Source organism: Xylanibacter muris, from assembly GCF_013166605.1.
In the GTDB taxonomy this organism is placed as follows: Bacteria; Bacteroidota; Bacteroidia; order Bacteroidales; family Bacteroidaceae; genus Prevotella; species Prevotella muris.
Genome location: NZ_JABKKF010000009.1, coordinates 1 through 14100 on the forward strand (window position 1 = coordinate 1; position 14100 = coordinate 14100).

General features: G+C 45.3%; 12 protein-coding genes and 1 tRNA gene. 4 read left to right on the plus strand and 9 right to left on the minus strand.

Translation table 11 applies throughout. The annotated features are described in order from the left end of the window. Positions 1-198: 198 nt before the first annotated feature. Positions 199-272: transfer RNA gene (locus HPS56_RS09270), tRNA-Ile, on the minus strand. 227 nt (positions 273-499) lie between these two features. Between HPS56_RS09270 and HPS56_RS09275 the strand changes: the two genes are divergently transcribed. The 3 genes from HPS56_RS09275 to HPS56_RS09285 are packed head-to-tail and all read left to right on the plus strand — an operon-like array spanning position 500 to position 4851. After that, positions 500-3082 (plus strand): calcium-translocating P-type ATPase, PMCA-type, encoded by a 2583-nt coding sequence (locus HPS56_RS09275; RefSeq protein ID WP_172275865.1) that lies wholly within the window; start codon positions 500-502, stop codon positions 3080-3082. Between the two features lie 29 nt (positions 3083-3111). Beyond that, entirely contained in the window at positions 3112-4041 is a 930-nt protein-coding gene (locus HPS56_RS09280) for a bifunctional riboflavin kinase/FAD synthetase (RefSeq protein WP_172275866.1), read from the plus strand. A gap of 24 nt (positions 4042-4065) precedes the next feature. After that, positions 4066-4851, plus strand: a complete 786-nt coding sequence (locus HPS56_RS09285) for a CPBP family intramembrane glutamic endopeptidase (RefSeq protein ID WP_172275867.1) — start codon at positions 4066-4068, stop codon at positions 4849-4851. A 165-nt stretch (positions 4852-5016) separates the two neighbouring features. On the opposite strand, the gene HPS56_RS09290 is transcribed toward HPS56_RS09285, so the two are convergent. The 8 genes from HPS56_RS09290 to HPS56_RS09325 form a co-directional block, all read right to left on the minus strand. Further along, positions 5017-5535: a DUF4252 domain-containing protein gene (locus tag HPS56_RS09290; RefSeq protein WP_172275868.1), complete on the minus strand. Its 519-nt coding sequence runs from the start codon at positions 5533-5535 to the stop codon at positions 5017-5019. After that, positions 5532-6053 (minus strand): PG0215 family putative anti-sigma factor, encoded by a 522-nt coding sequence (locus tag HPS56_RS09295; RefSeq protein ID WP_172275869.1) that lies wholly within the window; start codon positions 6051-6053, stop codon positions 5532-5534. The genes HPS56_RS09290 and HPS56_RS09295 overlap by 4 nt, the downstream gene beginning before the upstream one ends. Continuing rightward, positions 6043-6567 (minus strand): GFO_1088 family ECF-type sigma factor, encoded by a 525-nt coding sequence (locus HPS56_RS09300; protein WP_172275870.1) that lies wholly within the window; start codon positions 6565-6567, stop codon positions 6043-6045. The genes HPS56_RS09295 and HPS56_RS09300 overlap by 11 nt, the downstream gene beginning before the upstream one ends. Before the next feature lie 163 nt (positions 6568-6730). Next, positions 6731-7501, minus strand: coding sequence for an acetylglutamate kinase (argB, locus tag HPS56_RS09305; protein WP_172275871.1), 771 nt, complete (start codon positions 7499-7501; stop codon positions 6731-6733). A 22-nt stretch (positions 7502-7523) separates the two neighbouring features. After that, positions 7524-9416 (minus strand): biosynthetic arginine decarboxylase, encoded by a 1893-nt coding sequence (gene speA / locus HPS56_RS09310; protein WP_172275872.1) that lies wholly within the window; start codon positions 9414-9416, stop codon positions 7524-7526. Positions 9417-9458: 42 nt separating this feature from the next. Continuing rightward, positions 9459-9986: a shikimate kinase gene (locus HPS56_RS09315; protein ID WP_172275873.1), complete on the minus strand. Its 528-nt coding sequence runs from the start codon at positions 9984-9986 to the stop codon at positions 9459-9461. Positions 9987-10133: 147 nt separating this feature from the next. Next, positions 10134-12455, minus strand: coding sequence for a type I DNA topoisomerase (gene topA / locus HPS56_RS09320; protein WP_172275874.1), 2322 nt, complete (start codon positions 12453-12455; stop codon positions 10134-10136). A gap of 88 nt (positions 12456-12543) precedes the next feature. Continuing rightward, positions 12544-13074 carry an NUDIX hydrolase gene (locus HPS56_RS09325; RefSeq protein WP_172275875.1) on the minus strand — a complete coding sequence of 177 codons (531 nt, stop codon included), beginning with the start codon at positions 13072-13074 and terminating at the stop codon, positions 12544-12546. A 195-nt stretch (positions 13075-13269) separates the two neighbouring features. Here HPS56_RS09325 and HPS56_RS09330 point away from each other — a divergent pair, with 195 nt between their 5' ends. Continuing rightward, entirely contained in the window at positions 13270-14094 is an 825-nt protein-coding gene (locus HPS56_RS09330; RefSeq protein WP_172275876.1) for an alpha/beta hydrolase, read from the plus strand. The last annotated feature ends 6 nt before the right edge of the window (positions 14095-14100 follow it).

A 14100-nucleotide genomic window follows, 5' to 3' on the forward strand; every position in this document is an offset into this window, starting at 1 on the left:
CAAAAATCAAGGCTTTCAGGGCTGCTTTAAGAGGGGTGACAGACATTAAGTTCTTTCTTTTCAGACTTACAAGGCTATATGCTTAATCCCCATGGTTTGGCGGGTGAGCCCTCCTTTCTTCTATATGTGTGTCAGAAATGGGAGGCAGGATTAACAGATAAAAAAACGGTCGGAAACAAAATGTTTCCGACCGTTCAGTGGGCCATCTAGGGCTTGAACCTAGGACCTCCAGATTATGAGTCTGTTGCTCTAACCAACTGAGCTAAAAGCCCTGAACATCAACGTTTGATTGATTTCGTGTGCAAAGGTATGGAATATTTGTGAAATATCCAAATATTTTTTGTAAAAAAGAACAAATAAATCCAATATTAGGCTTTGCGTTACGTGTTTTCTATAACTTTAGTGTAACTTTGCAATAAATAGGCATACATTATTTATATGGTATTGGACCAAACATATATGCCTGTTAAGACAGAGTGGTTAACAATAAAGTATATAAATGGGGAAAAAGGGAGATTATAACGGACTTTCTGCAGATCAGGTGGAGGAAAGTCGCGGGAGGTATGGTGAAAACATGCTTACTGCGCAGAAAAAGGCATCCATGTGGAAGCTTTATATCGATAAGTATAATGATCCTATAATTAAGATTCTTCTTGTTGCCGCTGTAATATCTCTGGTTCTTGCCTTTATAGAGAAAGATTTTATCGAGACCATAGGAATCTTTCTTGCCGTATTCTTTGCCACTACGGTAGGCTTTTATTTTGAGCGTGACGCAGCAAAGAAATTCGATGTACTTACAGCTCTTGGCGAGGAATCTCCGGTGAAGGTGATTCGCGAGGGTAGGGTGTGTGAGATTCCGCGCAGGGATGTCGTCGTGGGAGACGTGGTGTTGCTCGCCATAGGCGATGAGGTGCCGGCCGACGGAATACTGTTCAAGGCAATAGACCTTCAGATAGACGAAAGTGCGCTTACCGGTGAGCCTGTGACCTCTAAATCTGTGGATGCGGCTGAAGCCGGTACCGCATATCCGCCGAATGTGGTGCTGCGTTCAACATTGGTGATGAACGGCAGCGGGCGTATGGAGGTTACGGCCGTGGGCGATGCGACTGAGATAGGAAAGGTTGCGAGGCACTCGACTGAGATAACGGCAGTCAAGACACCGCTGAATATGCAGCTCGACCGGCTTGCCGGACTTATAAGCAAGGTTGGCTCTGGCGTGGCAGTGGCCGCGTTTGCCGGTTTCCTTATTCATGATATAATGACAAAACCGGTATGGGAGACGGATAATTATCTGCTTATGGCAGAAATTGTTCTTAAATATTTCATGATGGCTGTTACACTCATTGTTATGGCAGTGCCGGAAGGACTTCCTATGGCCGTCACCCTGGCTCTTGCCCTGAATATGAGGCGTATGCTGAAGAGTAACAATCTTGTAAGGAAGCTGCATGCCTGTGAGACTATGGGTGCGGTGACTGTGATATGTACCGATAAGACGGGAACGCTCACTCAAAATAAAATGCAGGTAAGCGAGATGAGCGTGGAAGGCGACAAAGACTTGCTCATAAAGGCAATCGCAATAAATACCACCGCTGATATAAGCGGTTCAAAAAACATAGGAAATCCTACTGAGGCCGCCATTCTTGTATGGACGGCAGGAGAGGGAGCAGACTATGAGCGCATACGAAGGGAATGCGTCATGGAGCGTCAGCTGCCGTTTTCCACCGAGCATAAGTTCATGGCTTCAATTGCCAGGGTTGACGGCACGAGATATTTGTTTGTAAAGGGAGCTCCGGAGATTGTTATGGGATTCTGTGACATGTCAAAGGAAGAGCGCGTATTGATAAACCGCCGGCTTTACGGCTATCAGAGCAAGGCTATGCGTACTCTGTGTTTCGCCTGCAGGAGATTGACCGATGACGGTATGTATGATATAAGACATCCTGAGAATCTTACATATCAGGGAATTGCAGCCATAACGGACCCTTTGCGTGAAGAAGTGCCGGAGGCTGTCATGCAGTGTCGCAGGGCAGGAATAGACGTGAAGGTGGTTACGGGAGACACTTCTGCCACAGCCGTTGAGATTTCAAGGCATATAGGTGTATGGTCCGACCGTCTTCCGGACGGGGCACAGATAACAGGCATGGATTTCGCGTCGCTTTCCGATGAAGAGGCTTATCAGCGTGCGCCGGTGATAAGGGTTATGAGCCGTGCGCGTCCGGCGGACAAGCAAAGGCTTGTGACGATGTTGCAGAGACGGGGAGAGGTGGTGGCTGTCACCGGTGACGGCACTAATGACGCTCCGGCATTGAACCATGCCCATGTGGGGCTTTCGCTCGGTTCGGGCACAAGCGTTGCAAAGAACGCGAGTGACATGACATTGTTGGACGATTCGTTTGCAAGTATTGTAAAGGCAGTGCAGTGGGGCCGTTCCCTTTATGTGAATATACAAAGATTCATTTTTTTCCAGCTTGTTGTGAATGTCACGGCTCTGCTGCTTGTTCTTGGCGGAGCGTTTATAGGCACGGAACTTCCGCTTACAATCACCCAGATGTTGTGGGTTAACCTGATAATGGATACTTTTGCCGCCATGGCTTTAGCGTCATTGCCGCCGGAAACGGAGGTAATGAAGGAAAAGCCGAGGAGGCAGACTGATTTTATCATTAACCGCAATATGGGGTGGGCTATAGGCTGTGTAGGCCTTTGTCTGTTTGGAATAATGATAGTGATGCTTTATTATTTTGAGCATAATATAAAAGGAATATCAGTTCGCGAGCTTACCGTTTTCTTCACTGTATTTGTGATGCTTCAATGGTGGAATCTGTTTAACGCAAAGTCGTTAGGCTCCAACCGTTCTGCATTTTGCGGCTTCACTTCTGACCGCGGCTTGTTTGCCGTGTTGGTGATGATACTTGCCGGCCAGTGGCTCATAGTGACGTTTGGCGGCAAGATGTTCCGCACGGAACCGTTGGACATGGAAACATGGATGTGGATAATATTGCTGACGTCTCCGGTAATGGTTATCGGTGAACTGATGAGATTTGTGTCACGTATGGTTAATAAGAAAAAAATATATAATGCCTGATGTAAGGGCATGGATATGAGTTTGGTTCTATGAAGACAATAATGTTTGCCGATGATATTGCGGATTTACAGCCTTGTGTCGCTACAATCGGCTTCTTTGACGGAGTCCATCGCGGTCACCGTTTCTTGCTCGGGCATGTGTCGGAAATGGCTCATGAGAAAGGTATTGAATCTACTGTCATAACGTTTGACAGGCATCCGCGTGAGATCTTGAACAGCGATTTTCAACCACGATTGCTGAGTACACTTGAAGAAAAGGTCTTTCTTTTGTCAAAAACCGGCATGGATAATTGTGTGGTGCTTCCGTTTTCAGAAAAGATGGCTGGTTTGTCCGCACGTGACTTTATAAGCGATATTCTTTCCGCACGTATAAATGTCAGAACGCTTATAGTCGGTTATGACAACCGTTTCGGCCACAACCGTTCCGAGGGGTTTGAAGATTATGTGCGTTACGGGCGGGAAACGGATGTAGAGGTGCGGCAGTGGAAACCGTATGTAATGGAGGAGGTGAGTATCAGTTCTTCTGTTGTGCGTTCGTTCCTCATGGAAGGTGAGGTGGAAATGGCGGAGCGATGTCTCGGGTATCCGTATACTATTGTAGGAAGAGTGATACATGGAGAACATGTGGGCACGGAACTCGGTTTTCCTACAGCCAATATCGTGGTGTTGGAACCACGTAAGCTTATACCGTCTCCCGGTGTGTATGCCGTGAGGGTCAGGCTTGATAGTGGAGAATACAGGAACGGGATGATGAATATCGGCATGCGGCCTACGTTTGATGGCAACCGTATGACGCTTGAGGTGCATTTGTTTCGTTTTTGCGGTGATATTTATGGAGAGTGTATGGCAGTGTCGTTTGTCCGGCGTCTCAGGTCGGAGAAGAAGTTCAGAAGTCCGGCAGAGCTTATAGGCCAGTTGCGTAAGGACAAGGAGATGGCGGAAGCCTGTTTCGGGGAATAGTCGGTTATGAATAAGAGTAGTTTTATGAAAACAAATATATATCAGGATATGAAGAATGTTATAGTATATTTGCTTGTGTTTGTAGGTATACAGCTTTGTGTTACTTCCGGCATACAGAAAATATGGCAGCTCATTGCCGGTAATGGTGATATAACGGCGAATATGCTTATTGTTTCGATGAGTGCGGCTGCGGCAATCACACTTGTTGTGTTTATCTTTGCCGGGTGGTGCAAGATAGACAGGAGCTATATGCGCTCTTCTCCATGGGGAGTGTTGTTTTGGTGTTTCATAGCTGCGGCAGGAGCTGTCATTCCTTCCGCGTGGCTACAGGAGCAACTTCCTGAGTTGCCTAATGTAATGCTTCCAGAGTTTACTATGATCATGAGAAGCCCATGGGGATACCTGGCTGTAGGCCTTTTGGCTCCTGTCGTTGAGGAGATTGTTTTCCGTGGAGCGGTGCTTAAGTCTTTATTGAAGGCTTTTCGCGGCCATTGGGCCGCAATAGCGGTTTCTTCTGTTCTGTTTGCCATTGTCCATGGCAATCCGGCCCAAATGCCGCATGCGTTTATTGTAGGCTTGCTTTTAGGATGGATGTATTGGCGTACAGGCAGCATTGTGCCCGGAGTGGCATATCACTGGGTAAATAACACTATAGCATATATATTATGCAATATAATGCCGGATCCGGATATTCCGCTCATTGTTTTGTTCAATGGAAGCAATACGAGAGTAATCCTTGCCGTAGTGTTCAGCCTGTGTCTTCTGCTTCCTGCATTATTCCAGCTTAATATGAGACTGAAAAGGATATAGGAGTATGATTGATATATAAAGAGAGCCGCTTCTGATTAATCTCCAGGAGCGGCTCTCAACGTTAGTATGTTATGAAAAATTTGAGAGAAATGAAACTTCACAGTTTCGTTTTTTTGTTTTACTAAACATGATTTATTATAGAAATAGCATAGAAATTATCTTTTGTCATGGCTTTAACCCACGTTCTCCGAAAGCTTTTATGAGACCGTCCATAAACTCATTGTCTATATTACCGGTCAGATTAACGATGGTAAGCCGGTCTGTTTTCTTGTCTTCATGCAGCATCACAAGCTCGATGATGCTTCCCTTTTTGTTCTTTCTTGTATAGAAAGTGCCGTGGGCATGCTCGCTGTTATAGCTTTGCGAATGTCCGAATCTTTGTCTGTTTCTTTTCAATAGGCTCTCTGCTGTTCTGTAACAGTCGTTGCAGTGGTTATCAGCGGTGATGATTCTTGCGCTTTTGAGCTTGCTTATGACCTGTATTATATGCCCGGTCTCTTCCTTTTTGTTCTGTTCCGTTCTTTTGGCAATCTGTTCCATCATCTTTGGACTGACGGTTATACAGGTCACAAAGGTGCTGTCTTTATATTTCTGCATGAACTTTGATGCAAAGTCAAGGCTGCGTTGTGCTGACAGTCCAAGCGCTATTGTTGCGGCAATTATAAGACAGATACCTTTTTTCATTTATTGATATTAGAAATGTCTTCGGTTATGTTTTGTGTTGCTGTGGTGTCCGATACGTTTGCCATGCTGAATCCTTCCGATACAAGTTCAAGTGCATTATGTACTTTGTCGTACGCGGTGGCAGGATCCTTATAGGTGTCTTTGTAGTCGGAATAGTTTATTTCCTCGTCATTCTGCTCATGTGACGTTGAGAGTTGTGCGGCATTGCCTAATGTCACTATGATGGCCACAACGGCCGCAGCTTTGAATAAGGGCATGAATCGGTTCCGTAGTGTTATTGTACGGGCCTTTACAGGCGTTTCTTTTTCAATGATAGCCATTATTTTTGCATCAAAGTCATCGCCAAGCGGCTTTTCCGTTTTGGCTTTTTGCTCGTAAACAAACAAATCGCGATATCTGAGAAACATGGCAGGAACCTCTTTCTGGCTGAAAAAAGTACGCAGGATTTCTTCTTCCTCGACGGAAGTCTCACACTGCCAATATCGCTCCAAAAGCTGTTCAATATACTTATAGTCCATAATTCTCTGTTTCTATAAACTTTTTCTTTATTGTCTGTCTGGCTCTGAACAGGTTTACTTTTACCTGGTCTTCGCTAATCTCAAGAATTTGAGCTATTTCCTTATAACTCTTCCCCTCGAAATCACGCAGTTGCATGACGCTCCGCTGTTTTTCAGGCAGTTGTCCTATGAGTGTTCTCACAAGTTGCAATCTGTCCTGTTGGACGGTCTGTTCCTCGGGGTTGGATGAATATGAGTTGTCTGCGGGAAAACTGTTGTCGGCATTATTGTCGAGCGACAGATTCTGATTTTCTGTCTTTCTTATCTTGTCGAGCGACAGGTTGCGGCATATTGTAAGACAAAACGCTTCTATTGATTCTATCGTTTCCCAACTGTCGCGCCTGTTCCACACTTTTATCATGGTTTCCTGCACAACATCCTCAGCCTCCGCATCATTGAGAGTTATGCGGAGAGCAAGTTGATAAAGCTCATTCTTCAATGGCAGAATGTCGTTACGGAAATTGTATTTCTTCATCCTCTCTAACCAAATGACGGATATGAAGCGTAAAAGTTACAGGCAAATCCCGTTATTTTGTGATTTTATCATATTTAACATGGCAATGACAATAAAAAATAGGTGTCATTGCCATGTTGAATATTACAAGTATGGCCTTTGTAAGAAGGCGAACGATGTTTTTTTAACGGATTACGGTTCCGTGTTTGCCGTCAATGGCCTTGGCAAGTGTTATTATAACCTCCTTTACACCGCAGTCTATCGCGCTCAGTGCATTTTCTATCTTTGGTATCATTCCTCCGGCCACGGTTCCGTCTTCCACAAACTTATGGAAGTCTTCACGTGTGATTACCGGAATCACGCTGTCTTCGTCATCCGGATTGTACAGAACGCCCTTTTTCTCGAAACAGTAAATAAGGGTTACATCGTAATGCCGGGCAAGGGCTTTTGCCGTTTCCGCGGCTATTGTATCAGCGTTGGTATTTAGAATATTGCCGTTTCCGTCATGTGTGAGGGGAGCTATGACAGGTATGATGCCGGTCTCGACAAGCATGCTTAGTGTTTTCCCGTCGGTGTTTTCCACATCACCTACAAATCCATAGTCTATACCGTCTTTTAGCGGCCGCTTACGGGAGCGGATTATTCCCATGTCTGCTCCGGTCAGTCCCAAGGCATTCATTCCGCATGCCTGGAGGCGTGCCACGACGGTTTTGTTTATAAGGCCTCCATAAACCATCGTTACAACATCAAGCATATCTTTGCCGGTTATTCTGCGTCCGTTGACCATGTTTGTCTCGATGCCGAGCTTTTCCGCGAGCTTTGTCGCTTTGCGTCCGCCTCCGTGTATCAGAACCTTACGGCCTTCTATGGCACTGAAATCTTTCAGGAGGTCTGTCAGTTGCGCGTCATCCTCGACAACGGCTCCACCCACTTTTACAACAGTAATACTGTTCATTGTTTTTTTGTTAGGGATTATTTTATTCAAGATAAGTATATCCGTAAAGTCCCGAACGGTAGTTGGCAAGAAACTCTTTTCCCTCTTCAAGAGATATTTTTCCTTCCTTTACACTTTTCGTTACCCATATTTCAAGTTGTCTTACAAGCTTTTTAGGGTCATATTGCACGTAGTCGAGCACCTCTGCCACGGTTTCACCGTCTATCACCTGGTCTATGTGATACTTGTTGTCCTTCATGCTGATATGTACGGCAGTCGTGTCGCCGAACAGGTTGTGCATGTCACCGAGAATCTCCTGATAGGCTCCCACAAGAAATACTCCGAGATAATAGGGCTCGTGTTTGTGCAGGGGATGCACCGGAAGGATATGTGAGTTAAGGCGGTTGGTAACGAAATTTGTTATTTTTCCGTCGCTGTCGCATGTAATATCCTGTATTGTCGCACTGCGTGTGGGACGTTCGTTGAGGCGCTGTATCGGCACAATTGGGAATATCTGGTCTATTGCCCATGAGTCGGGGAGGGACTGGAACAACGAAAAGTTGCAGAAGTACTTGTCTGCAAGTAGCTTGTCGAGATTCATCAGTTCCTCCGGTGTGTGTTTGAGATGTTTTGCCAGAATGTTTATCTCCTGGCATACGCTCCAATACATCTTTTCTATTTCGGCCCTGTTCTTCAGGTCGAGCAGTCCGTGGCTGAATGATTCCAGAGCCAGCTGCCGTATGTCTTCCGCATCGTGCCAGTCTTCAAGCATTGTACGCGGATTGAGGTTGTCCCAGATGTCATACAGGTCTTTCACAAGGTGATGGCTGTCATTGTCCGGTTCAAATTCTTCCGGCATTTTGGGTAGTGACGCTGTTTCAAGCACGTCGATTACGAGTATTGAGTGATGGGCTGTCAGCGAGCGTCCGCTTTCTGTGATGATGTTCGGATGGGGAAGCCCGTTCTTGTCGGCTGCGTCAACGAATGTATAGATACAGTCGTTAACATACTCCTGTATAGAATAGTTAACGGAACTTTCGCTGTTGGGCGAGCGTGTGCCGTCATAGTCTACTCCCAATCCTCCTCCGCAGTCAACAAAGTCGACATTGTATCCCATTTTGTGGAGCTGGATGTAAAACATTGATGCCTCTCTTAGGGCTGTCTGTATGCGGCGTATTTTCGTTATCTGGCTTCCTATATGGAAATGTATCAGTCTGAGGCAGTCTTTCATGCCTTTTTTCTCGAGAAGTTCGAGGGCGTCCAATAGTTCTGCGCTTGTAAGTCCGAACTTGCTTGCATCCCCTCCGCTGTCTTCCCATTTGCCGCTTCCAGAGGATGCAAGTTTTATACGTATGCCGAGATTCGGTCTTACGTTAAGTTTTTTTGCCTCTTTTGCTATTATTTCAAGTTCGTTAAGCTTTTCTATGACGATAAATATCCTTTTGCCCATTTTCTGTGCGAGCAAGGCAAGTTCTATATAGCTCTGGTCTTTATATCCGTTGCATATTATCAGAGAGTCGCTTTGACACTGGACGGCTATAACGGCATGAAGCTCAGGCTTTGATCCGGCTTCAAGTCCCAGATTGAATTTCTTTCCGTGGCTAATGACCTCTTCCACCACGGGTTGCATCTGGTTTACTTTTATGGGATAGATTATGAAGTTCTCGCCTTTGAATTTATATTCTTCAGCCGCTTTTTTAAAGCAACTTGTAGTTTTTTCAATCCTGTTGTCCAGAATGTCCGGGAAACGCAGCAGGACAGGTGATGTGATATCACGTAAGGCAAGGTCGTCCATTACCTCCCTTAGGTCTACCTGGGCATCGTTTTTACATGGAGTTACATAAACGTTGCCTTTATCGTTGACACCGAAATAAGAAGTGCCCCAGCCGGAGATGTTGTAGAGTTCCTTGGAATCTTCAATAGTCCATTTTTTCATTTCAATAATTGTTAAGCTAAATACCGTAAATAGTTATTCGTATTAAATGTCTAATAGTTCTCTCAGTTTTTTTACCGTTATTTTAATTTTCTCATAATCATCCATGAGGTTCACGTCAAGCGAATATTTTGCTTTTGAGTAGAACGTTTCTCTTTTGCCGAGCTGCTCGGTGATGAATGTTATGAGTTCCTCTTCTGTCTTTCCCTTCAATAGGGGTCTTTCTGTCTTTCCCATTTTCAGGTGTTTGTGCAGTACTTCCGGCGACGCTTTCAAGTAAACGACCTTTCCTTGGCCGTTCATATATTCCATGTTGTCGTAGAAGCATGGGGTGCCTCCTCCGCAGCTGATTATCACGTCCTCAAATTCAGCTACTTCATGCAGCATATTGTGCTCAATCTTTCTGAACCCTTCTTCTCCGCGTTCTGCGAATATCTGCGATACCTTCTTTCTCATGCGGCTTTCTATATACCAGTCGAGGTCATAGAATGTAAGTCCGGTTTCTTTGGCAAGTGCCTTGCCCACTGTGGTTTTTCCGGCTCCCATATAGCCGATGATGATTATTCTTGTCATTTATTGATGTTGCCTGTTTCGGGAGAGATTCCGTGTTTCTATAAAAACGTTTATAGCTGCAGAGGTATGGTTGTCTTCCCATACTTCTGCAGCCGTTATTCTTGCAATTGTTTCCTGATAATATGGAATGTCCGTATGTCCAATGGCTTATTGTTTGTTTTCTTTTTTTGCCATACCGGTGTTCACTATCTCCATACATTCACTGTAGGAGAGCTTGTCCGCTCTGTCGTGCATGTCTTTCGGCAGACGGTAGTTTTTCCCGTTATATGCCAGATAGGGGCCGTATCTTCCTTTTAGCACTTCCAGGTCTGCGTCTTCACTGAATATCTTTATGTGTTTTGCCTTATCCTGGTTTCTTTTCTCTTTTATCAGCTCTATTGCCGTATCGAGATTCACTGTGAGAGGATCTTCGCTTTTAGGCAGTGATACATATTTCTTGTTATGTAGTACGTAAGGCCCGAAGCGTCCCGCACCGATAATTACTTTCTCGCCTTCAAACTCTCCGATCTCTCTTGGCAGCTTGAACAGTTCCAATGCCTCGTCAAGAGTTATTGTCTCCATGCCTTTGTCGGCCGGCAGTTGTGCGAATTTCGGCTTCTCCTTGTCATCGGCCGCACCTATCTGTATCACGGGCCCGAAACGTCCGATTTTCACATATACCGGCTTGCCTGTCGCCGGGTCTGTTCCGAGTTCTCTTTCACCGACCTTATGTTCCGAGCGCGAATTCATGGTCTCTTCTACGGTGGGCTCGAAGTCGCGGTAAAAGTCTTTCATCATGTCTGTCCATGTTTCGTTACCCTCGGCAATCTCGTCAAACTTCCGTTCCACTTTGGCAGTGAAGTTGTAGTCCATGATATTCGGGAAGAATTTCATAAGGAAATCATTGACTACGATACCAATGTCGGTCGGCAGAAGCTTGCCTTTCTCATTGCCGGCCGTTTCCTTACGTGTCTTTTGGGTTATTACCAGTCCTTTCAGGCTGTCGGTCCTGTATTGCCGTTCTTCACCTTTTTTGTCGCCTTTGTGAACATATTCACGTTGTTGTATGGTACTTATGGTAGGCGCGTATGTAGAAGGACGTCCGATGCCGAGTTCCTCGAGTTTGTGTACGAGGCTTGCCTCGGTATATCTTGACGGTCCCTGGCTGAATCTCTCTGTTGCCAGGATTTCACGTCTTTGCAGCTTTTGTCCTTTCTCCATCTGCGGCAGGATGTTGGTGTTGTCATTTTCCTGCTCGTCATCGTCATACGATTCGCGGTATACTTTCAGGAAGCCGTCAAACTTCACCACCTCTCCGTTTGCAATGAACACTTCATCGGTCCCGCTGACATTTATATTTACTGTTGTCTTTTCTATTTCCGCGTCAGCCATCTGGCATGCTACAGTACGCTTCCATATAAGGTCATAAAGACGTCTTTCCTGTGCGGTGCCTTCAATGGTTGAGGCCGTCATGTCTGTGGGGCGTATCGCTTCATGAGCCTCCTGCGCTCCTTTTGACGAAGTATGGTATTTTCTTGTTTTGCTGTATTTGTCTCCCCATAGTCTGCTGATTTCGTTTTTACTGTCGTTGACGCATAATGACGATAGGTTTACGCTGTCGGTACGCATATATGTGATCCGTCCGTTTTCATACAGATGTTGTGCCACCATCATTGTCTGCGATACCGTGAAGCCGAGTTTTCTTGCGGCTTCCTGCTGCAGCGTCGATGTTGTGAATGGTGGAGCGGGAGTGCGCTTCAGCGGTTTTTGCGTTACGCTGTTTATTATGAATTCCGCGTTCTTGCATTTTTCAAGGAATACCGTCACTTCCTCATGGGTTTTAAACCTCGTACCGAGTTCTGCACGTACCTCACTTGCGGAGCCGTCGGTGTTTATAATCGCGAATATTCCGTTAACGCGGTAATATACTTCCTGTTTGAATGCCTGTATCTCCCTTTCACGTTCGACAATAAGTCTTACAGCGACGCTTTGCACGCGTCCGGCAGACAGTGCCGGTTTCACTTTACGCCACAATACCGGTGAGAGCTTGAATCCTACCAGTCGGTCAAGTACGCGTCTTGCCTGCTGTGCGTTTACGAGATTCATATCCAGACGCCTCGGATTCTGGATTGCATTAAGAATCGCCGGTTTTGTGATTTCATGGAAGACTATACGGTTTGTTTTTTCCTCATCAAGTCCGAGTACCTCGCATAAATGCCATGAAATGGCTTCTCCCTCGCGGTCCTCATCGGATGCGAGCCATACTTTCTTTGCTTTTTTTGCATTTGTTTTCAACTCTTTTACAAGTTTTTCCTTCTCTTCCGGAATCTCGTAATCGGGTTGCAGGGTATCGGTGTTTATGCTTAGTTCCTTCTTCTTCAGGTCTCTGATATGACCATAGCTTGACATGACCTTATAATCGTTACCGAGAAATTTCTCAATGGTCTTGGCCTTAGCAGGAGATTCGACTATAACCAGATTCTTTTGCATATTATGATTTATAATCTTTTTATTCAGGCTGCAAAAATACGCAAAAAAGTTATCTTACACCTTATATATATTCTTTTTTTTTGTTTTTTTAGAAGAATACATTTCTGCTTGCAATGAATTTCCTTATGGCGCGACTTACGGATTCAAGTCCGAACTGTTCCGGCCGAAGTTCCGTTATTGACACCCATTTGCATGCTTTCGCGTCGTCCCCGGGATGTAATACAGATTCGTCCTTCACCCTGCATCTGAAGAAAATGTCGAGGGTATTGATATCCATATCGGAATAATGATACAGGTTCGGCAGGCTGTACAGGTAGCTTACGCTTTCGATTTCAAGTCCTGTCTCTTCCTTTACTTCACGTTTTATGGCCTCTTCCGCCGTTTCGTTTATATCGGCAAAGCCTCCTGGAAGGTCTAATGTGCCTTTTGCCGGATTCTTTGCACGTTCCTCAACCAGCAGCTCGTTTTTCTCGTTAAGAATGAAGGCCGCTACCGCCGCGCTCGGATTGCCGAATAATTCAAATCCGCAGTTTTCACACTTTTTGCTTTTCTCACTGTTGTTTTCAAAATGTCTGTCTCCGCATACAGGACAATACTCGAATTTTTTTAGTGGATGCATAAGCTCATAGGTTTTTAAGGGTTATTAATGTGAGAAATCATAATGTCTTCATCAGCTTACGGAAGAACAGAATCATTAAAAATCGTTTAACCTTGCTGTGTAGTCTTTTGATTTTGATGCAATATTACAAAAAAATATTTATCTTTGCAAGCAATTGCCTGATAAAAAGTAAAGAAAAAGATAAAAAAGAATGTAATGAAGAAATCTGCTGTTTTATTTGTACTTTGTCTTGTTGCCGTGTTTTCTTATGCGGCGGGTAGTAACGTTATGGAGATGAGCCTGTGGCCTTACGGTCCTCCCCATGGTAAAGGCAAATCCGGTGATACTGCAAAAGTATGGGTTTATCTGCCTAATGCCCTTAAGGCTACCGGCCGTTGTGTCGTGATATGTCCCGGAGGGGCCTATCAGGTTCTTGCATCCGGACATGAGGGTCATGATTGGGTTCCTTTTTTCAATAATATGGGTATTGCCGTTGTGGTATTGAAATACAGGATGCCGAAAGGTGACCCGCGTATTCCTGTCGAGGATGCCGAGGAGGCCATGCGTCTTGTGCGCCGTAATGCGAGGAAATGGAATATAGATCCGGCCAAGGTCGGAATAATGGGCTCGTCGGCCGGCGGTCATCTTGCATCTACTGTTGCCACGCGTTCAAAAGGTGATGCCGCTCCGAATTTCCAGATATTGTTTTATCCGGTGATTACAATGGATCCGAGTTTTACCCATAAAGGTTCGCATGACAATTTCCTTGGCGCGTCGCCAAAGAAAAAGAGAGAGCAGGAATACAGCAGCGATATCCAGGTTACGCGTGTGACTCCGCGTGCTTTTATCGCGTTGAGTGACGACGATCATGTCGTGCTTCCCGTGAATGGAGTGAATTATTATCTGGAGTGCTACCGGCATGATGTCCCGGCTTCATTATACGTATATCCTGCCGGCGGTCACGGATGGGGTTTCATGCCTTCGTTCCGCTATCATATAGAAATGCTTCTCGACCTTAAGGCTTGGCTCAATAGCTTTTAGGGTTGT